A 20,790-nucleotide genomic window follows, 5' to 3' on the forward strand; every position below is an offset into this window, starting at 1 on the left:
AAGAATTAAGAAATAACTAAGAATAATATATTTATTTTTAGTTATAAGTCTTTGATTTAATAAGGGTTAAGAGGAAAACTAAGGAAAGGAAGCTTGTTAACATATGAGTACTATAGTATGTGATTGCGTAAATATAAAGAGAAATTTAAGCATGTTAACGGATTTTTACCAATTGACTATGGGGAATGGATATCTAAAGAAGGGGATGAAGGATAGAATAGCATATTTTGATATGTTTTTTAGAAAAATACCTGATGATGGGGGATATGTAATAATTGCTGGATTAGAACAATTTATAGAGTATATAAATACTTTAAGTTTTACTGAAGAAGACATAAGCTTTTTAAGGGAAAGAGGAATATTTTCTGAAGATTTTTTGGCGTATTTAAGAGAGTTTAGATTTCAATGTGATATATGGGCCATTCCAGAGGGCACGGTGGTATTTCCAAATGAGCCTATAATAACTGTTAGAGGGCCAATTCCTCAAGGTCAATTAATAGAAACTATGCTACTTTTAACTATAAATCATCAAAGTTTAATTGCTACTAAAGCAAGTAGAGTTGTTAGAGCATCTAAGGGGCGAAATGTTTTAGAATTTGGTTCTAGAAGAGCTCAAGGTTATGATGGAGCATTATTAGGAGCAAGAGCTGCTTATATAGGAGGTTGTTTTGGAACTGCATGTACAATGGTAGAAGAATTATATGGAATTCCATCTCTAGGAACCATGGCTCATAGTTGGATTCAAAGCTTTCATAGTGAATATGAAGCCTTCAAGGCTTATGCAGAAGTTTATCCAACTTCCAGTGTACTTCTTGTAGATACCTACAATACTCTTAAAAGTGGTATGCCTAACGCAATAAGAGTTGCTAAGGAAATATTAGAGCCTGAAGGAAATAGATTAAAGGGAATTAGGTTAGATAGTGGTGATATTGCATATCTTTCAAAGGCTGCTAGGAAAATGTTAGATGAAGCTGGCATGGAAGATTGTAAAATAACTGCATCTAATTCCTTAGATGAATACCTTATTAGTGACTTGTTACTACAGGGTGCTGAGATAGATATCTTTGGAGTGGGAGAAAATCTAATAACTTCTAAATCTAATCCTGTATTTGGAGGAGTATATAAGTTAGTAGCTATAGAAAATGAAAACAAATTAGAGTCTAAAATAAAATTAAGTGAAAATCCAGAAAAGGTAACTAATCCTGGTTTTAAAAAATTGTATAGGTTTTATCATAAGAAAACTAATAAAGCAGTAGGTGATTTACTTACCTTAAGGAATGAAGTTGTAGATGAAAGTAAGCCATATATTCTTTTCCACCCTGTTCATACATGGAAGAAAACTGTTTTAACAGACTATTATGTAAAAGAATTACAAGTGAAAATCTTTGATAAAGGGCAATGTGTGTATTCATGTCCTAGTATTCAGGAAATTAGAGAGTATTGCAAAGGACAGGTTGAAACCCTCTGGGAGGAGTCTTTGAGGCTTAAAAATCCTCATAAGTACTATGTAGATTTATCTGAAGAACTATGGACACTAAAATATGATTTAATTAATAAATATTCCAATGAAGAAAGTCATCCTTAAAAAGTTAAATATTAGCATATAAATATAAAAATGACTATATGATATGAATGTCACATAGTCATTTTATGGCTTCATTTATTTATTCATTAAAGGTAAGCTATTTAGATTTACAGAGTCTTTTCTATTATTAAGATTACTTAGGGTTTCTTGACCTTTTTCTGTTTTACCTAATGAATCTATTAGTATATTTTTAGAGTTTTGGGTTTGAATTGTATGTTGATCCTTAACCTGTTCTTCGTTGGAGAAATCATCATTAATTTTTATATGATCTAGATCTTTATTTAAAGTAGTTACATAGTCTAAATCATCATCCATAGAAGAAATAATATCTTTTGGCTTAAATAGAATTTCTTCAAAGTTATTGTTATATTTGCTATTCATTATGGGCCTCCTTATAATTAGTTTTTTAATATGTTTTTAGCTTTTACAACACATCCCTGAACACAAGGAGCTATGTATCTAAATTTAGGGTGAGGTTCTTCTGTAGCAGATACATATTTCATGACTATGCTATCCAAATTAGATGATTCAGTAAGTTTAAAGTATAGATATTGTTTCCTCTGTAATTTATTTATTCTATTTTTAAAGTATGAGCTTACCTTCATCCAATTAAACTGTTTACCTATATTTAATTGATTGAAACCTGTAGCATAGGAACCAGGTTCAATTAAGATTACAGGAATATTCACTCTTGGAAGTTCCTTAAGTTCTTTATTTAAACAATACCCAATGGATTCAAGGGCGAATTTAGTAGAACAGTAGGGAGATAAAAATGGTATAGCCATGCGACCAGTTAAGGAAGAAAGAAATATAATTCTTCCCTTTCTTCTTTTTATCATTCCTTTTAAAACAATCTGAGTCAATTCTATAGGACAAAACACATTGGTTTCAAAAGTAGCCCTAAATCTGTTTACATCTATCTCAGCTACGGAGCCAGAATCTCCTATGGCAGCATTATTTATTAGTACGTCTATAGGTAAGTTTCTTACTTTTTCTCTATCCTCTTTACATAATACATCTAACTTAAAGCTTTCAATGGGAAGTTTCCATTTTCTATTTAACATATTTAATTTGTATGCCTGTTCATCGGTATGAGTGGTTGCATAAACATAGTGACCTCTACTGGCCAAGGTTATAGCTGCTTTACGTCCAAGACCAGAACCACAACCAGTTATTAATATGTGTTTCAATATTATCACCTCTAGGTTAGTATGTGTTTTATTTCACTTATAATTCTTCTTATACAAATAATGACTTATGGAAATTTATCCATAAGCCATTAATCAATAATATATTGTCTTATTTTAAAAAGTTTTTAATAGCATTTATAACAACTTCTCTATCATCGAAATGAAATTTTCTTTTACCTATAATTTGATAGTCTTCATGACCTTTTCCAGTAATTATAAGCAAATCATCATCTTTTAGTATTTTTAATCCTTTTTCTATAGCATTTTTTCTATTAATAATTTTTTCATAAGGAGTCATTGTAGATAACATTCCTAATTCTATATCATCGATGATTAATCTTGGATTTTCAGTTCTAGGATTATCAGAAGTAATTATACAATAATCTGATAAAGAGCCAGCTATTTTACCCATAATCCCACGCTTGGTTGTATCTCTATCTCCGCCACAACCAAAGACGGTAATAATTCGTCCACAGGTTATTTCCCTTGCCATAATGAGGAGTTTCTCCAAAGCATCTGGAGTATGAGCATAATCTACTATTATATTTTTATTTAAGTTGTTTTTTATCAATTCAATTCTACCAGGAACAGGGTTAATATTGGGGAGTAGTGTTATAATGTTCTCAATGCTCATTCCTAAGGAGTAGCATGCAGCTATTGTAGCTAATATATTGTATACGGTAAATTTACCGGGAATTTTTACATTAACTTCGTTACAAGTTTTTTTAAAATTCACTTTAAAACTAACAGAATTACTTCTATATATTACATCAGTAGCTTGAATATCAGCTGAATTTTCTATTCCATAAGTTAGTATTTTACATGGCACTTCTTTTATTATTTCTTTTGAAACATTGTCATCAATATTAATAATTCCTAATTTACATTTATAAAATAACTTCATTTTTTCTCTTTTATATGCTTCCATGGTACCATGTTCATCTAAATGATCTTGAGATAAGTTAGTAAATATTCCTATATCAAAATCACAAAAATCTACTCTGTGTTTTGCTAGAGCAGAAGAAGTAACTTCAATAATGACACTCTTAGCATTATTATCTTTAAATTCTCTAAAGGCTTTTTGAAGTTCCAAAGCTTCAGGAGTAGTTGGAGTAGTTTTGCTAATATTTACTTTTTGATTGGTAAGTTTGAAGCCTAAGGTACCGATGACACCTACAGTTTTTCCAGTGGATTCTAATACATCTTTAATATAATGTGTAATTGTAGTTTTCCCATTTGTTCCTGTTACTCCTACAAGTTCTATTCCTTTTGAGGGCTCCTTATAAAATATATTACATATATTAGCCAAAGAAATTCTAGTATCTTTCACTTTTATCATAACTATATCATTATTTGAATAAGTAATATCTTTCTCTACTAATATGGCAATAGCACCATTTTTAACCGCTTCATCGATAATATTATGACTATCAGTATTATTACCATTTATACATATAAATAAAGAGTTTGGTTTTATCTCTCTAGAATCATAACTTACGTTTTCGATGTTTATATCCACATATCCATTTATTAAGGTGTAACTAATTTGATTAAGCAATTTATATAACTTCATAATTATTCCTCCGCAATTAAATAAACTCATAAATAAACTCGTATATTCTTATTATACGGAGTAGATTTCCTATAAATAGTGTTTATATTGCTTAAAATAATGCAAAAAGTGCTTATTAAAAAATGATTTAGGTTAAATAATTTATTAATTTGATAAAGTTACAACTACTAATTCAGGGCGATTAAATATTCTTTGAGGAGCTAGGCTGTTACCAAGCCCTCTACTAATTACTAAAGATGTAGAATTTAATCTGTGGATTCCACTAGTATATTTTGGGAAAAAACCTTGATCTGGAGCTATAATTCCACCTGAAAATGGAAGGCGAATTTGTCCACCATGGGCATGACCAGAAAATACTAAATCTATATTTTCTTTGGCATAAAGTGTAATTAGCTCGGGTCTATGAGAAAGGAGAATAGTAAAATTATTTTTACTTTCAGTTTTTAAATTCCCCAATATTTCATTAAAGCTAAAAGGAGAGTTAGGGTACTCGTAATTATCTATGGGATTAAAGCATATGTCTGCTAGTCCTAAAAGAGAAATAGTAACACCATTTAACTGTATATTTTTATGAATGTTGTCCATATTTATGACACCATACTCTTTAAAGATGATTTTTAATTCATCATATAAATCTGATCTTGATTCATGATTTCCAGATACATAGTATACGGGAGCTATATCTACAGCTGATTTAATGTAGGAAGTAGCTATATTCATATTATCTTTATTTGTTCTTCGGCTATCAATTAAATCACCAGTAATTACAATTATATCCGGGTTAATTTCTTTAGTTAAGGATATAAGATTTTTTTGATTAGCTCCAAATTCTTTATTATGTAAATCAGAAATTTGAAGAATTTTATATCCATTAAAACCACTAGGAATTTTTGAGTTTACGTAATCTATATTAGTTACAACTATATTATTATTTTGCCAATAACAGAAAGTTATAATAAATATTAGTAAAATCATTACAATTATTAATTTTTTTATATTCATATTACACATCCTTATATTAATTATTAGCATGTTCTATTATATTAAATAGCAATTTTAAAACTAATTTATTTATAGTATACACAAATAAATTTCTTTACTAAAGAGAAATGTATAATATTTAACATATATGTAATAAGTGCAAAATCATAATAAGAACTCCTTTCATAAGTTTATTTAGCCTTTATTGATATTTCTATGGCAAAGTGATAGAATATGAAAAAATGGAGGTAATATTATTATGTATAGCTTTAAAAATGACTATAGTGAAGGAGCGCATCCAAGAATATTAGAGGCATTAATCAAGTGTAATATGGAGCAGAGTGAAGGTTATGGAGAAGATATATTTACAGCAAGAGCTATTAAGTTAATTAAGGAAAAAATAAGAAGAGAAGATGTAGATGTTCATCTTTTAGTTGGAGGAACACAAACTAATCTTACTGCTTTATCAGCCTTCTTAAGACCTCATGAAGCGGTAATTGCAGCAGATACTGGTCACGTGCTAGTTCATGAAACTGGAGCCATTGAGGCTACAGGGCATAAGGTTATTTCTGTAGACGTGGAAAATGGAAAATTAACCAGAAAAAATATAGAAGCTGTAATAGAAGAGCACACTGATGAACATATGGTAAAGCCAAAACTTGTATATATTTCTAACTCTACAGAAATAGGAACAATATATAAAAGGGAAGAGGTAGAAGAGTTAAGTGAAGTGTGTAAAAAACACAATTTATATCTCTATGTTGATGGTGCACGATTAGGCTCTGCACTATGTTCTAATGAAAACAATATGAAAATCTATGAATTGGCTCAATTAGTAGATGCCTTTTATATAGGTGGAACTAAAGGAGGAGCTTTAATAGGAGAAGCTCTTGTAATATGTAGAGATACTTTAAAAAAGGATTTCAGATACCATATTAAACAAAAGGGAGCTCTACTTGCAAAGGGAAGAATACTAGGAATTCAATTTGAAGAATTATTTAAGGATAATCTATATTTTGATTTAGCAACTCACGCTAATAATATGGCACAAATCCTTAAAAAGGGTATTAAAGATGCTGGTCACAGTTTTATGATAAATTCATCTAGTAATCAAGTCTTTCCTATACTCCCTAATAAATTAATTAATAGTCTTAAAAAAAAATACTTATTTTTGATTTGGGAAAAAATCGATAAAGAGAATTCAGCAATTCGTCTTGTCACATCTTGGGCAACAAATGAGGAAAAAGTATTGGAGTTTATAGCTGATGTGAAATTATATAATTAATATATAAAAAGATAGAAAACTAGATTTAACTAGTCAATTCTGTCTTTTTACTTTTATAACAATATAAGTATTAGATAGATAGTTTGAAGTTGAGTAAAAAAGTAAGAATATTATGCAAAATTATGATACAATTATTACATACAGCACTAAGTATGTTGTATAAATGTAATAAAATTCATAAAAAGGTATTGACAGTTACCTTACGTAACCTTCTATTATATTAATATAGGGTAAGGTATACGATTGCTTTGGAGGGATAAATATGAATAGTGATGAATTTTATACCACTGGGGAATTTGCAAAGAAAGCAGGAGTTACCATTAGAACTATTAGATATTATGATAGCAAAGGAATTCTTAAGCCATCATATACTAATAACCTAGGATATAGATATTACTCTGATGAAGATTTTATAAAATTAAAAAAAATCTTAGCTTTAAAGTACCTGGGATTATCCTTAGATGAAATTATAAGCACAGAAAATTGTGATTATAAGAAAGAAGATATGATGAATTCTCTGAAACTTCAGAAAAGTATTATTAAAAATAAGATGAATAATATGAAGGTAGTATTAAATGCTATAGAAACAGCTGAATTTAGTATGAATGAGAACTCTAATATGAAATGGGAAGAGGCTATTGATGTAATAAAATCTTTAGAGAGTGAGAAGGAATTACTGCAACGTAGTAGAGATGCATCTAATTTAAATGAAGGTGTGAAGTTAATGGATAGATTCTCAACAAATAGGTATGGTTGGTATCCATGGGTATTTGATAATATGAAAATCAAAAAGAAGGATAAGGTTTTAGAAATAGGTTGTGGTAATGGAGTTCTATGGGCTAAAAATATGGACAATCTACATGAGAGTATAGAGGTTACGCTAACAGAGATATGTGAAGATATGATAAATGAAGCAAAGTTAAATTTACGAGATAATTCTAAAAGGTTTAATTTTATAATAACTGATTTAACATCATTACCCTTTGATGATAATAGTTTTGATGTAGTAATTGCTAATCATATATTATTTTTTATGAAAGATATAGATTTAGCTCTGGCTGAGATAAAAAGAGTTATTAAACCTAATGGAGTAGTATACTGTTCTACTATTGGAAGTAATCATTTAAGGGAGTTACAAGAATTAATGTTAAGCTTTAGTAGTAATATACGCATATATGAAGATAAGTTATCTTGTAAATTTGGATTAGAGAATGGGGAAAAAATACTTAGTAAGTATTTTAATACAGTAGAGAAAGTTTTGTATGATGATAAGCTTATAGTTAATGACACCAATAACATATTAGAATATATCTATTCTATACCTGGAAATATATTAGACATTATTGATTCTAAGAAAAAAGAATTTGAAGGTTATATAAAAAAAATAATTGATAAAAATGGAGAAATTTTTATAACCAATAGTTTAGGTTTGTTCAAGGCTAAAAATAAATAGAGTGTAAACTTTTACTTGTGTAAAACAATATTACATAATTTAATTTATTACTTAGGTTATGGGATATTGATATTATAAATAAAAAATTGTTAATTTAAATAAAGTATTTTTAATTAACAAAATGTTGTATAAGAAAGGAAAGAATTATGGGAATAAATGTTACAAGCGAAATTAAACCATTAAAAAAAGTCTTGTTGCATAGGCCTGGTGCAGAAATTGAGAATTTAACACCGGAATATCTGGAGAGATTATTATTTGATGATATTCCTTATTTAAAAGTAGCACAGGAAGAACATGATGCCTTTGCACAGGTTTTAAGAGACAATGGAGTAGAAGTTGTATATTTACATGAATTGGCAGCAAAAGTAATGGAAGACCCAGATGTTAAAGATGAATTTATTAAAATGTTTATAAAAGAAGCTAAAGTAGAGAGTGAACAAGTTAAAGAAGAATTATATAACTATTTAATTAGTTTTAATTGCAATGAAGAGTTAATTAGAAAGACTATGGCTGGAATTAGTAAGTCAGAATTGAAGAAAGCAAAAGCAAGGCATTTAGAGGATTTTTTAAATGAGGCATATCCATTTATTACAGATCCAATGCCAAATCTTTATTTTACGAGAGATCCCTTTGCATCCATTGGAAATTCAATAAGCTTAAATAGGATGTATTCTGAAACAAGAAATAGGGAAACTATATATGCACACTTTATATTTAAATATCATCCTGATTTTAAGGGAACTAATAGGCTTTATGACAGAGATTTTGATTATAATATAGAGGGGGGAGATATTCTTAATATATCTGAAAAGGTTCTTGCAATTGGAATATCTCAAAGGACAGCTCCACAGGCAATTGAAAAAATATCAGAGAGAATATTCTTTGAAACACCAGATAGCAAAATTGAAACTGTATTAGCATTTAAAATACCAAAGACTAGAGCATATATGCACCTAGATACAGTATTTACTCAAGTTGATTATGATAAATTCACTATTCACCCACAAATAGAAGGACCTCTTGAAATATTTGAATTAACTAAAGGGGAAAATGGAAAAGTGAAAATTACTAAGGAAAGTATGACATTACAAGAGGTATTGTCGAAATATTTAGAATGTGATGTAAAGTTAATTCGATGTGGTGGAGGAGATTATGTAATTTCACAAAGAGAGCAATGGAATGATGGCTCTAATACTTTATGTATAAGACCAGGTGAAGTTATTGTATATTCAAGGAATTATGTAACTAACAAGATATTGGAAGAGTATGGGATAAAAACTCATGTTATACCATCATCTGAATTATCAAGGGGACGTGGAGGCCCTAGGTGTATGTCTATGCCTTTGATTCGTGAGGTTTAATAACACAAATATAACCAACATTTATTGTGTATTTTAAATTAAATGAAAATATAATATATTTGTAAAATAAAAAATCTTCTTTAAGTATCCAATAATTAAATACTGAAGAAGAATAAAATAAAATTATATAAAAAACAACATATTAGGGGGAGTATAACAATGGCAATTAATTTAAGAGGACGTTCATTTTTAAAATTATTAGATTTTACACCAGAGGAAATTAGATATTTATTAGACTTATCTAAGGACTTCAAAAATTTAAAGAGAGCTGGAGTACCTCATAAAAATTTAGAGGGAAAGAATGTTGCAATATTATTTGCTAAGGATTCTACTAGAACAAGATGTTCCTTTGAGGTAGGAGCTATGGATTTAGGTATGGGTGTTACTTATTTAGGACCTACAGGTTCTCAAATGGGTAAAAAGGAATCTATTGCAGATACAGCTAGAGTATTAGGTAGAATGTATGATGGTATAGAATATAGAGGTTTTGATCAAGAAATAGTTGAAGAATTAGCAGCTTATGCAGGAGTTCCAGTTTGGAATGGATTAACAACTGAATTCCATCCAACTCAAATGCTTGCAGACTTATTGACTATAGAAGAGAAGTTTGGAAGATTAAAAGGAATTAACTTTGTATATATGGGTGATGCCAGAAATAATATGGGTAACTCTTTAATGGTTGCTTGTGCAAAAATGGGTTTAAATTTTACAGCTTGTGCACCTAAAGAATTATTCCCAGCTGAGGAGCTAGTTGAAGCTTGCAAGGAAATTGCAAAGGAAAATGGATGTACTGTAACATTAACTGAAGATGTTATGGTTGGAACAAAAAATGCAGATGTTATATATACAGATGTTTGGGTATCTATGGGAGAACCAGATGAAGTTTGGGAAGCAAGAATAAAAGAGCTAAGACCATATCAAGTGAATAAAACTGCAATGGAAAATGCTAAACCAGAAGCTATATTCATGCACTGTCTACCAGCATTCCACGATTTAAAAACTGTAGTAGGAAAAGAAATGGGAGAAAAATTTGGAATGACAGAAATGGAAGTTACTGATGAGGTATTTGAGTCAAAACAATCTGTAGTATTTGATGAAGCTGAAAATAGAATGCATACAATTAAAGCAGTTATGGCTGCAACTATAGGGCTATAATAATTAAACCCCTTCTTAAAATTAAGAAAGGAAGGGGTTTAACCTATTATTTAATTAGCTAAACAATAAAATATTATATTTAAGGCATAGATAAAAATATAGTAGTCTCAACATATTTTATATTTAAATTATATATGGGGTGAATTAAATGAAGGAACTAGTAATAGCTTTAGGGGGAAACGCCTTAGGAAAAACAGCTGAAGAACAATTAGATTTAGTTAAGCATACAGCAAAAACCATCGTTGATTTAGTAGAAGAAGGCTATAATGTAATTGTTGGCCATGGTAATGGTCCACAGGTTGGAATGATAAACTTAGCTATGGAATTTGCAGCAAATAATGGAGCAAATACTCCATTAATGCCTTTTGCAGAATGTGGTGCCATGAGTCAAGGATATATTGGATATCACTTACAACAATCTATTAGAACAGAGCTTATATCTAGAGGAATTAGAAAAAATGTTGCAACTGTAGTTACTCAAGTTGTAGTTGATGAAAATGATGAAGCTTTTAAAAACTTAAGTAAACCAGTAGGAATGTTCTATAGTAAGGAAGAAGCAGAAAAGATAGCTGCAGAAAAAGGATTTACATTTGTAGAAGATGCAGGTAGAGGATATAGAAGAGTAGTTGCATCTCCACAGCCGCAAAAAATTGTAGAGCTTGAAACAGTTAAACAATTAGTTGAACAAGGAACTATAGTTATTACTGTTGGTGGTGGTGGTATTCCTGTAGTAGAGGAATCTGATGGATCTCTTAGAGGTGTTGCAGCAGTTATAGATAAAGATAAATCAAGCGCAAAACTTGCAAAAGATTTAGATGCAGAAATGCTAGTTATTTTAACAGCTGTTGATAGAGTTTGTATAAACTTTAATAAACCAAATCAAGAAGAACTATCAGAAGTTAATCTAGAAGAGGCTGGTAAATATATACAAGAAGGCCATTTTGCTAAAGGTTCAATGCTACCTAAGGTAGAAGCATGTATGGACTATGTTAAATTTAGTAATAATGGTAAAGCTTTAATAACTTCACTAGAAAAAGCTAAAGAAGCTTTACATGGTATAACAGGAACTATAATAGAAAAATAATCGAATTTTATCTGGGTAAAACTAGAGTATGAGGATTTAAAGCATCTGTGAAAGCTGTTTTAAGTCCTCATTTTTATATGTAAATTTTAGTAAAGGTGATATAATTCTTTTATAGGGTGTTTAACTATTTTTATATTTTTATATTCAGTGAAGGTTAAAATCTATGAAGCTTAAAGCATGTAGGGAAAATATTATGGTGAACATTAACTAAAATAATTTATATTGGAGGTATATGAATATGATTACTATTGTAGCAAAAAAGACTATAAAAAAAGATAAAAAAGAAGAATTTAAAAATTTAGCCAATAAACTTATAGAAGAAAGTAGGAAAGAAACTGGATGTATAGAGTATGATCTTTACGAAGATTTAAGAAATAGTGATGTAGTTGCATTCATTGAGGTTTGGGAGAGTGAAGAAGCAATAAAGTTACATAACAATACAATACATTTTACTAATCTTGTACCAGAACTCGCTAAACTTCAAGAGGGAGAAACAGAAATAACTCTTTATAAAAAAATATAGATAGAAAGCCTATTTCAAAGATAATATTGAAATAGGCTTTATTATATTTGAGAAAGTATTCCTAAATTATAACTTGATGTATGTATAAAAATACATATTTTAATAACAGGCAATGGAATATATGAAAAGTTTAATATATTGAAATTTTTATAAAATATTCTTTAAAATGAAATGAAGTTTATTACATATATTATAAAACCTTTAAGTTAACCACATAATTATCCATTAGAACAGTGAATATTATAACAGTTATTATATAAAAATATATATATTCGATAAAATAAATATTAGTTTTCTATTGTAATTTTATTAGTTTTGGAATAAAGTAATAATTGCTGATAAATTTCTACGTTATATTAGATAGATACATAATAGAAATAGGGATTTGAAAGTAAAATTTGACTGAATGCTAATATAACATAAGTGGCATTTTAACGGAGGGCATTTATATGGATATTAACTTAATTGGAGTACCTCTTTATTATGGATGTGATAGAGCAGGGGTAGAAAATGGACCAGATGAATTAAGAGAAAATGGAATTAAAAAATTATTAGAAAATCATAAAAATAAGGTATATGATTTAGGTAATATTTATGTTAATAATACAAAGGATAAGCAACCTTTTGCGGCCGGAGTAAATGCAAAATACATTAATGAAATTATAGAAGTAACTGAGAATTTAGCTAATTCAGTTTATAGTTCCCTATGCGGTGGAGGTTTTCCTATAACTTTAGGTGGAGATCATGCTTTAGCTATGGGAAGTGTTGCTGGTTCAAGTAGATATTTCCAGGGAGATTTAGCTGTAATATGGATTGATGCTCATGGAGATATAAATACCTTTGAGACAAGTCCTACAGGAAATGTTCATGGTATGCCATTAGCTGCATCAATGGGTTTTGGAGATGAATCTTTAACAACTTTATATTTTAATGGTATAAAAGTTAAAAAGGAAAATGTATTTATAATTGGAGCAAGAGATTTAGATGAAGGTGAACTTCAATTAATTAAAGATAAAAATTTAACTGTTTGGACTATGGATAAAGTAATAGAAATAGGTGTAGATAAAGTGTGTAAGGAGCTTTTGGAAGGTTTAAAAGCACGAGGAATAAATAATATTCATATTAGCTTTGATATAGATTCTGTAGATCCAAAATTAATAAAAGGAACGGGAACTCCAGTTCCAAATGGATTTAATATAAATGATGCAGAGAAGTTATTAACTAGTATATTTAATACTAGATTAGTTAAATCTATGGATTTTGTAGAATTTAATCCATGTTTAGATGATACTGATACTACGTTAAAAAGTTGTATGGCATTAATAAAAAAAATAGGTGAATTAATATAGATATAAAAATTAAATAATTAAATCTGTAGAAATGTAGTATACTATGTTTAATGATATATATTTATATCTAAGTTAATCAAAATAAAAATGGAGGTAATAGTTATGCAAGTAACAAAGGAAATGACTATTGGGGAAGTAATAAGACAAAATGAGAAAGCAGCAGAAGTTTTAATGAGTTTTGGTATGGGTTGTGTTGGATGTCCTTCAGCACAAGCGGAAACTCTTGAAGAAGCATGTATGGTTCACGGATTAGAAATAGATGACTTATTAAGTAAACTCCAAGCTATTTAGGAATAAAATATAAGATTTAAAGACGCTACATAGGTAGTGTCTTTTTTTATAGATTAATTTACAAAAATGAAAGGTGTATAGTTTAGAATTAGTATTTCTATGCATAAAAATTGCTCTTTTAAAAGATAATATATTAGAAAACTAATAATTGGAGGTAAATTAAAATGAAATCAGTACATTATAATGTTTCAGGATTAGTAAATTCAGAAAGTAGAACTAAGTTAAATAATTCTTTAGATAAAATTAATGGTGTACAACAGGTCTGTGTTGATATAGCAAGAGGTACAGTGGAAGTAAATTATAACAGTCCAGCAACTCCAGAAGAAATTAAGGACTGTATTTCTCATACAGGGTATATAGTAAAGTAAAAAAAGATAGAGCAAGAGTAATGGAGTTAAAATATTAATTTCTATATATAGATAAGGAGTATTAAAATGGACTACAATTTTCCAATTGGGTTTAAGCCTCAACATCAAAGTATACAGCCAGGCATTGAAAGTGAAATGGAACCAAAACCTATCTATGAAATAAATGATTATCATAAAACTTCAGACAGATTAAAGGGCAAAGTAGCTTTAATTACAGGGGGAGATAGTGGTATAGGAAGGGCTATTTCTATACTATATGCAAAAGAAGGAGCAAAGGTATGTATAATTTATTTAAATGAACATGAAGATGCTAAGGAAACAAAAAGTCTTATTGAAGAAAGAGGAGGAGAGTGTTTGCTCATCTCTGGAGATATTGGTAATGAAGACTTCTGCAAGGAAGCTATAAAAAAAGTAGTACAAAAGTATGGAGTTATAAATATTTTTGTATCAAATTCTGCAGAACAACATGAGTGTCAACAAATTAATGAGATAACTAGTAAGCAATTACATAAAACCTTTGATACAAACTTCTTTGGAGCTTTCTATTTAACAAAAGAAGTACTCTTTCATATGAAGAAGGGGGATTCAATAATATATACAACTTCTGTAACAGCATATGAAGGAAATGAAACTTTAATAGATTATTCTTGTACTAAAGGAGCTTTAACAGCCCTAACTAGAAGTTTATCAAAGTCATTGGCTACAAGAGGAATAAGGGTAAATGCAGTGGCACCAGGTCCAGTATGGACACCACTTATACCATCATCCTTTCATAGTGATAAGGTATCTACTTTCGGCAGTAATACCTTGTTTAAAAGAGCAGGTCAGCCTGTTGAAATTGCAGAGAGCTATGTATTCTTAGCTGGAGATGGGGCTTCATTTATAACTGGAGAAACTATTCATATAAATGGTGGTCAATTTATAACTAGTTAATAATTTATATAATTAAATTAAGTTACTTAGTTAGACCATGAGTAGATAATGTAATTATTGTCTACTCATTTTATTTTCATGAAATAAATTATAAAAAACATAAAATTAACCCTGTTTAATTTTACATATATGGTATAATAATGAGTTGAGGCAAACTATTGGAGTATATCAAAGTGAAGCCATAATAATGTGAATAATTTTTGGGGGGTAAAATATGAGAAGTATAGCATTTATAGGAGGACTATTGATAGATGGATCAGGAACTGAACCTGTAGAAAATTCCTTAGTTCTTGTTGAAAATAAGAAAATTACTTATGCTGGAGTGATGAAAGAAATAGAAGAGAATTATGAAATAATAGATATATCAGGAAAAACTATTATGCCAGGGCTTATAGATTCTCATCTACATTTTAGCGGAAATAGAACAGATAGTGATACAGAGTGGGTATTAGAGCCTGTGATACAAAAGACAATAGTAGCTGTTGCTCAAGCTAGAGAAGCTTTGGAGCATGGACTAACATCCGTAGGTGAAATTTCTCGTTCTGGAATTCATCTTAGAAATATGATTGAAGAAGGAATAATACCAGGACCACGTATAGTTGCAACAGGTTTAGGATTTTGTAGAACTTCAGGACATGGAGATTCACATAATTTACCATTGAACTATAATGAAGATTCACATCCATGGGCAGAAAGAGTTGATGGACCTTGGGAATTGCGTAAGTCTATCAGAAAACGAATACGTGAAAATCCTGATGCTATAAAAATATGGTCTACTGGAGGAGGTATATGGAGACATGATGCCAAAGCAGCATCTCACTATTGTATGGAGGAAATACAAGCTGTGGTAGATGAATGCAATATGGTTGGATTACCGGTTTGGTCTCATGCTGAAGGTTATGAAGGAGCTTTAAATTCATGTAAGGCAGGAGTTTCTGCTATAATCCATGGTCAGGAATTAAATGAAGAATGTTTAGAAATAATGAAGGAAAAGAATATAAGCTTTTGTCCAACCCTTCAATTCTTCTATCAATGGTTTACAGTGTACGAGCCTCCCTATAGAAAAATTTTGGATGATTATGAGGGAGAGACAGTAGCTGAAAAGGAGCTAAATCGTATAATAAGTAATCTAAGAAATGCAAATAAAAAGGGAGTAAGAATAACAGTAGGTTCAGATTCCTTCTGTAGTAGCTTAACTCCCTATGGAGAATATGCAATAACTGAAATGTATACTCTTTGTAAAGCTGGACTTACCAATATGGAGGTAATTTTAGCAGCTACAAAAAATGGAGCAGAAATGCTAAAAATTGATGATATAACAGGCACTTTGGAGTTAGGTAAGTTTGCTGATATTATTGTATTGAATGGAAATCCATTAAAGGATATTCATGATATAAGAAGTGGTAACATGCAGATAATTATGAAGGAAGGTACCTTTGTAAAGAAAAATATAAATTAATAGTTTAAAGAGTTGTCTTAAAATACACTAGATCTTAAATTGATGTTTAAGCATCATTTCCTTAATGAAATGTGAATAAATATCTTAAAGAGTGCAAAATTTTAAGGCGCTTTTCTTTTTTTTGAAAAATATAATTACTTAGCTTTATTGAGCAACAAAGCACATTAACCCATTAAGAAATAGTGAAATATAGATATATATGAAGATTGTTATTAATTTATCATTAAAAAGTAATGGATTAAACAAAAATTAATGGAATATTGAGAGAATAAATCAATATATATATATCATATAAAAAATGGGGGGTGAGAATTTGATTAAATACATTCTAAAAAGACTAGGTATAAGTGTAGTAACTATATTTATAGTTATCACTGCGACATTTTTTTTAATGAGATTAATGCCTGGTGGACCTTTTGATGGTGAAAAGCCACTACCACCAGAAATAAAGGCTAGTTTAGAAGCAAAATATGGATTAGATAAATCTTTAGGTGAGCAATATTCTATGTATTTAAAGGACTTGCTTAAGGGGGATCTAGGTCCAAGTATGAGATACAAAGGAAGAGAAGTACAAGAAATAATAGGTTATTCTTTCCCGGCATCTGCTAAACTTGGTGGAGTAGCTGTGGCAATTTCCTTAATTTTTGGAATACTTTTAGGGATAATTGCTGCTCTTAAATATAATAAGTGGCCAGATTCAATATGTATGGTACTTGCTACACTGGGAGTTACATTGCCAAGCTTTGTTATAGCTACATTATTGATGTATGTATTTGGAGTTAAACTAAGCTTAGTTCCAATAACAGGGTTAGATAACTTAAAGAGTTATATTTTACCATCAGTAGCTCTAGCTGGATATTCCATAGCATTTATATCTAGACTTACAAGATCTAAACTTTTAGAAGTTTTGAAATCAGATTATATTAGAACTGCAAAGGCAAAAGGAGTTAATGGTAGAAGAATTATGTTTAAACATGCTCTTAGAAATACATTAATCCCTATAGTAACCTACGTAGGTCCATTGATTGCAGGAATATTAACTGGTAGCTTTGTAGTAGAAAAGATATTTGCTATACCTGGACTTGGAAGAGAGTTTGTAACTACAATAACAAATAGAGATTATACAACTATACTTGGAGTAACTATATTCTATAGTACACTTCTTATACTATGTAATTTAATTGTGGATATTATGTATGTAATTATAGATCCAAGAATTAAATTAGAAAATGTTGAAGCGTAGGAGGTGATGTTATGGAATTTAATGAAGAAATTAATGAAATTTTAGAAAAGGATTTTGTCTTTGTAGATGAAGGTAGTAAACAAAAGGATACAATAAATAGGCCAAGTGTATCTTATTGGAAAGATTCGTGGAGAAAACTTAAAAAAAATAAGTTAGCAATAGTAGGGCTTATCTTTGTTATTCTTATAACTCTAGGAGCTATATTTATTCCTTGGTTTTCTAAACATGATTATACGACAAATAACTTAATGCTTACTAACCAAGGACCGTCTGCAGAGCATTGGTTTGGAACAGATTCACTAGGAAGAGATTTGTTTGTAAGGGTTATGTATGGTGCTAGATATTCTTTAATAATTGGTTTTGTGGCATCTATACTTAATTTGGTTATAGGTATAGTATATGGTGGAATTGCTGGACTTATAGGTGGATGGGTAGATAATATTATGATGAGAATTGTAGATATAATATCTTCTATACCTATGACAATATATGTAATACTATTAATGGTCATTCTTGAAAAAGGTGGTTTATTCAATATTATTGTAGCATTGGCTATTTCTTATTGGATAGGTATGGCTAGAATTGTTAGGGCAGAAATACTTCAGCTTAAACAACAAGAATTTATTTTAGCTGCTAAAACTTTAGGAGCTCAAGGTAAGAGAATACTATTTAAACATCTAATTCCAAATTGTTTAGGTCCAATTATAGTAACTCTTACACTGCAAATACCAACTGCAATATTTTCAGAAGCTTTTTTAAGTTTTATTGGATTAGGATTAGTACCACCACTTGCATCATGGGGAACTTTAGCTAGTGATGCTTTATCTACTTTAAGATTATATCCGTATCAGCTTTTATTTCCGACGTTGGCTATATGTATAACAATTTTTTCATTTAATATGCTTGGTGATGGGCTTAGAGATGCTCTAGATCCAAAGATTAAAAAGTAGGTGGTGGAAGGATGAGTAATTTGTTAGAAGTAAATAATTTAAAAACATCTTTCTATACTCAATTTGGAGAAGTGCAAGCTGTAGGGGGAGTTTCATTTAATCTAGAACATGGTGAGGTTATGGGTATAGTTGGAGAATCTGGTAGTGGAAAAAGTGTTACAATGATGTCTATTATGAGGCTTTTAGATGATAATGGTAAAGTAAAAGAGGGGAAAGTAAGATTTGAAGATAAGGATATAGTATCTATCAGTGAGGAAGATATGTCTACCATAAGAGGGAATGATATATCCATGATTTTCCAAGATCCTATGACTTCTTTGAATCCGCTTATGACTATAGGAAATCAAATTATGGAGCCGCTTAGAATCCATAAGAAGATGACTAAAGAAGAAGCACGTAAAAAAGCTGTAGAATTATTACACTTAGTTGGTATACCTAGTCCTGAAAGCAGAATGAAGCAATATCCACATGAGTTTTCTGGGGGTATGAGACAAAGGGTTATGATAGCTATGGCATTAACTTGTAATCCAAAGCTATTGATAGCGGATGAACCAACTACTGCACTAGATGTTACGATACAAGCACAAATTTTAGAGATAATGAAGGATATAAAGGAAAAACTAAATACATCTATAATTCTTATTACACATGATTTGGGAGTTGTTGCAGATATTTGTGATAATGTGAATGTAATGTATGGAGGTCTTATTATAGAGCAAGGAACTGTAAAGGATATATTCTATAATTCTAAACATCCATATACTTGGGGTCTTATGGAAAGTGTTCCTAATCCTAATACCTTGGTAAGAGAAAGACTAAGACCTATAGATGGTCAACCACCAGATTTATTTAAACCTCCAAAGGGATGTCCATTTTATGTTAGATGTAAATATTCTATGGAAGTATGTAAAGAGCATAGACCTAAATATTATGAAATAACTCCAGGACATAAATCTGCTTGTTGGTTAAATGATAATAGGGCACCAAAGGTTGAAACTCCATTGAAGAGGAGGAAGGAAGATGAGTAGCATGGAGAAACTAATAGAAATAAAAAATCTATGTAAATATTTCAATACTAAGAAATCAATTTTTAGTAAGAATAAAGGAATATTAAAGGCTGTTGATGGGGTATCTCTTCAAATAAAAAAAGGAGAGACTTTAGGCCTAGTAGGAGAATCAGGATGTGGTAAAACAACTTTAGGTAGGACTCTATTAAAATTATATAATCCTACTGCTGGAGAGATATTTTATGATAATGAAGAGATTGGTAAGCTAACTAATAAGCAGATGCTATCTTATAGAAAAAAGATGCAGATGATATTTCAAGACCCTTATGCATCACTTAATCCACGGCTAACCGTTGGAGATATTATCGGTGAACCATTAGATATTTATAAAATATGTAAAGGCAAAGAAAGAGAAGAAAAAGTAAAGTATTTTTTAGATAAGGTAGGTCTTGATCAAAATCATTTAAATCGTTATCCACATGAGTTTTCAGGAGGTCAAAGACAAAGAATCGGAATAGCAAGAGCTCTTGCAGTTAATCCAGAGTTTATTGTTTGTGATGAACCTATTTCTGCTCTAGATGTATCCATACAAGCTCAGATAATTAATATGATTGAGGATTTGCAAAATGACTTTGGCCTAACTTACTTGTTTATAGCTCATGATTTATCCATGGTTAAGCATATATCCAATAGAGTTGGAATAATGTACTTAGGAAAACTAGTTGAAATAGCAGAGAGTAATGAGGTATATAGTAAACCAATACATCCCTATACCAATGCATTACTATCTGCAATTCCAATTCCTGATCCGGATGAAGCTAAAAGAAGACAAAGAATAATTTTAGAGGGAGATATTCCATCTCCAATTGATCCTCCACCAGGATGTAGATTTAAATCTAGATGTAAATATGCAAAACAAATTTGTGGTGAAGAGGAGCCAATTTTAAAGGAAGTATCTCCTGGCCATTGCGTAGCTTGTCATTTATTTTAAAATAAATTA

20 protein-coding genes are annotated in these 20,790 nt (G+C 30.0%); 16 read left to right on the forward strand and 4 right to left on the reverse strand.

The genetic code is table 11. The features are described 5' to 3' along the window. Positions 1-103: 103 nt before the first annotated feature. Positions 104-1,585, forward strand: coding sequence for a nicotinate phosphoribosyltransferase (locus B2P65_RS12475; RefSeq protein WP_346848028.1), 1,482 nt, complete (start codon positions 104-106; stop codon positions 1,583-1,585). A gap of 75 nt (positions 1,586-1,660) precedes the next feature. Here B2P65_RS12475 and B2P65_RS12480 read toward each other — a convergent pair whose 3' ends face one another. From B2P65_RS12480 to B2P65_RS12495, 4 genes are all read right to left on the reverse strand, one after another. Then, positions 1,661-1,966, reverse strand: coding sequence for a hypothetical protein (locus B2P65_RS12480; RefSeq protein ID WP_346848029.1), 306 nt, complete (start codon positions 1,964-1,966; stop codon positions 1,661-1,663). Positions 1,967-1,983: 17 nt separating this feature from the next. Further along, a complete protein-coding gene (locus B2P65_RS12485) occupies positions 1,984-2,775 on the reverse strand; it encodes an SDR family NAD(P)-dependent oxidoreductase (protein ID WP_346848030.1) in 792 nt (263 codons plus the stop codon). A 109-nt stretch (positions 2,776-2,884) separates the two neighbouring features. After that, positions 2,885-4,348, reverse strand: coding sequence for a UDP-N-acetylmuramoyl-L-alanyl-D-glutamate--2,6-diaminopimelate ligase (locus tag B2P65_RS12490; RefSeq protein WP_346848031.1), 1,464 nt, complete (start codon positions 4,346-4,348; stop codon positions 2,885-2,887). Positions 4,349-4,492: 144 nt separating this feature from the next. Further along, positions 4,493-5,350 carry a metallophosphoesterase gene (locus B2P65_RS12495; RefSeq protein ID WP_346878785.1) on the reverse strand — a complete coding sequence of 286 codons (858 nt, stop codon included), beginning with the start codon at positions 5,348-5,350 and terminating at the stop codon, positions 4,493-4,495. 238 nt (positions 5,351-5,588) lie between these two features. Here B2P65_RS12495 and B2P65_RS12500 point away from each other — a divergent pair, with 238 nt between their 5' ends. The 15 genes from B2P65_RS12500 to B2P65_RS12570 all read left to right on the forward strand — a co-directional run bounded on the left by B2P65_RS12500 (position 5,589) and on the right by B2P65_RS12570 (position 20,781). Continuing rightward, on the forward strand, positions 5,589-6,614 hold the full coding sequence (locus tag B2P65_RS12500) for a low specificity L-threonine aldolase (protein WP_346848033.1): 1,026 nt from the start codon (positions 5,589-5,591) through the stop codon (positions 6,612-6,614). 262 nt (positions 6,615-6,876) lie between these two features. Further along, positions 6,877-8,067 (forward strand): MerR family transcriptional regulator, encoded by a 1,191-nt coding sequence (locus tag B2P65_RS12505; protein WP_346848034.1) that lies wholly within the window; start codon positions 6,877-6,879, stop codon positions 8,065-8,067. 128 nt (positions 8,068-8,195) lie between these two features. Further along, positions 8,196-9,428: an arginine deiminase gene (gene arcA, locus B2P65_RS12510; RefSeq protein WP_346848216.1), complete on the forward strand. Its 1,233-nt coding sequence runs from the start codon at positions 8,196-8,198 to the stop codon at positions 9,426-9,428. A gap of 159 nt (positions 9,429-9,587) precedes the next feature. After that, complete coding sequence (argF, locus tag B2P65_RS12515) at positions 9,588-10,583, forward strand: ornithine carbamoyltransferase (RefSeq protein WP_346848035.1); 996 nt, start codon at positions 9,588-9,590, stop codon at positions 10,581-10,583. A 148-nt stretch (positions 10,584-10,731) separates the two neighbouring features. Beyond that, positions 10,732-11,667 (forward strand): carbamate kinase, encoded by a 936-nt coding sequence (arcC, locus tag B2P65_RS12520; protein ID WP_346848036.1) that lies wholly within the window; start codon positions 10,732-10,734, stop codon positions 11,665-11,667. 238 nt (positions 11,668-11,905) lie between these two features. Further along, positions 11,906-12,190 carry a putative quinol monooxygenase gene (locus tag B2P65_RS12525; protein WP_346848037.1) on the forward strand — a complete coding sequence of 95 codons (285 nt, stop codon included), beginning with the start codon at positions 11,906-11,908 and terminating at the stop codon, positions 12,188-12,190. A 449-nt stretch (positions 12,191-12,639) separates the two neighbouring features. Beyond that, entirely contained in the window at positions 12,640-13,539 is a 900-nt protein-coding gene (gene rocF, locus B2P65_RS12530; protein WP_346848038.1) for an arginase, read from the forward strand. Between the two features lie 102 nt (positions 13,540-13,641). Beyond that, positions 13,642-13,830 (forward strand): DUF1858 domain-containing protein, encoded by a 189-nt coding sequence (locus B2P65_RS12535; RefSeq protein WP_346848039.1) that lies wholly within the window; start codon positions 13,642-13,644, stop codon positions 13,828-13,830. A gap of 164 nt (positions 13,831-13,994) precedes the next feature. Continuing rightward, positions 13,995-14,198, forward strand: coding sequence for a heavy metal-associated domain-containing protein (locus B2P65_RS12540; RefSeq protein ID WP_346877457.1), 204 nt, complete (start codon positions 13,995-13,997; stop codon positions 14,196-14,198). Positions 14,199-14,264: 66 nt separating this feature from the next. After that, positions 14,265-15,131: an SDR family oxidoreductase gene (locus B2P65_RS12545; RefSeq protein ID WP_346848041.1), complete on the forward strand. Its 867-nt coding sequence runs from the start codon at positions 14,265-14,267 to the stop codon at positions 15,129-15,131. Positions 15,132-15,345: 214 nt separating this feature from the next. Beyond that, positions 15,346-16,590, forward strand: a complete 1,245-nt coding sequence (locus B2P65_RS12550) for a metal-dependent hydrolase family protein (RefSeq protein ID WP_346848042.1) — start codon at positions 15,346-15,348, stop codon at positions 16,588-16,590. A 313-nt stretch (positions 16,591-16,903) separates the two neighbouring features. Beyond that, positions 16,904-17,833: an ABC transporter permease gene (locus B2P65_RS12555; RefSeq protein ID WP_346848043.1), complete on the forward strand. Its 930-nt coding sequence runs from the start codon at positions 16,904-16,906 to the stop codon at positions 17,831-17,833. A gap of 11 nt (positions 17,834-17,844) precedes the next feature. Next, a complete protein-coding gene (locus B2P65_RS12560; protein WP_346848044.1) occupies positions 17,845-18,783 on the forward strand; it encodes an ABC transporter permease in 939 nt (312 codons plus the stop codon). An 11-nt stretch (positions 18,784-18,794) separates the two neighbouring features. Beyond that, entirely contained in the window at positions 18,795-19,811 is a 1,017-nt protein-coding gene (locus B2P65_RS12565) for an ABC transporter ATP-binding protein (protein WP_346848045.1), read from the forward strand. Then, positions 19,804-20,781 carry a dipeptide ABC transporter ATP-binding protein gene (locus B2P65_RS12570; RefSeq protein WP_346848046.1) on the forward strand — a complete coding sequence of 326 codons (978 nt, stop codon included), beginning with the start codon at positions 19,804-19,806 and terminating at the stop codon, positions 20,779-20,781. The genes B2P65_RS12565 and B2P65_RS12570 overlap by 8 nt, the downstream gene beginning before the upstream one ends. Positions 20,782-20,790 lie beyond the last annotated feature (9 nt).

The organism is Clostridium sp. UBA3061 (assembly GCF_002367465.1).
GTDB classification, from domain to species: Bacteria; Bacillota; Clostridia; order Clostridiales; family Clostridiaceae; genus Clostridium_J; species Clostridium_J sulfidigenes.

Coding starts and splice junctions, on each gene's coding strand:
- B2P65_RS12570 (WP_346848046.1), top strand. CDS start 19,804: ATGAGTAGCATGGAGAAACTAATAGAAATAAAAAATCTATGTAAATAT.
- B2P65_RS12540 (WP_346877457.1), top strand. CDS start 13,995: ATGAAATCAGTACATTATAATGTTTCAGGATTAGTAAATTCAGAAAGT.
- B2P65_RS12545 (WP_346848041.1), top strand. CDS start 14,265: ATGGACTACAATTTTCCAATTGGGTTTAAGCCTCAACATCAAAGTATA.
- B2P65_RS12480 (WP_346848029.1), bottom strand. CDS start 1,966: ATGAATAGCAAATATAACAATAACTTTGAAGAAATTCTATTTAAGCCA.
- argF (WP_346848035.1), top strand. CDS start 9,588: ATGGCAATTAATTTAAGAGGACGTTCATTTTTAAAATTATTAGATTTT.
- B2P65_RS12565 (WP_346848045.1), top strand. CDS start 18,795: ATGAGTAATTTGTTAGAAGTAAATAATTTAAAAACATCTTTCTATACT.
- B2P65_RS12475 (WP_346848028.1), top strand. CDS start 104: ATGAGTACTATAGTATGTGATTGCGTAAATATAAAGAGAAATTTAAGC.
- B2P65_RS12525 (WP_346848037.1), top strand. CDS start 11,906: ATGATTACTATTGTAGCAAAAAAGACTATAAAAAAAGATAAAAAAGAA.
- B2P65_RS12490 (WP_346848031.1), bottom strand. CDS start 4,348: ATGAAGTTATATAAATTGCTTAATCAAATTAGTTACACCTTAATAAAT.
- rocF (WP_346848038.1), top strand. CDS start 12,640: ATGGATATTAACTTAATTGGAGTACCTCTTTATTATGGATGTGATAGA.
- B2P65_RS12550 (WP_346848042.1), top strand. CDS start 15,346: ATGAGAAGTATAGCATTTATAGGAGGACTATTGATAGATGGATCAGGA.
- B2P65_RS12505 (WP_346848034.1), top strand. CDS start 6,877: ATGAATAGTGATGAATTTTATACCACTGGGGAATTTGCAAAGAAAGCA.
- arcC (WP_346848036.1), top strand. CDS start 10,732: ATGAAGGAACTAGTAATAGCTTTAGGGGGAAACGCCTTAGGAAAAACA.
- B2P65_RS12560 (WP_346848044.1), top strand. CDS start 17,845: ATGGAATTTAATGAAGAAATTAATGAAATTTTAGAAAAGGATTTTGTC.
- B2P65_RS12495 (WP_346878785.1), bottom strand. CDS start 5,350: ATGAATATAAAAAAATTAATAATTGTAATGATTTTACTAATATTTATT.
- B2P65_RS12535 (WP_346848039.1), top strand. CDS start 13,642: ATGCAAGTAACAAAGGAAATGACTATTGGGGAAGTAATAAGACAAAAT.
- B2P65_RS12500 (WP_346848033.1), top strand. CDS start 5,589: ATGTATAGCTTTAAAAATGACTATAGTGAAGGAGCGCATCCAAGAATA.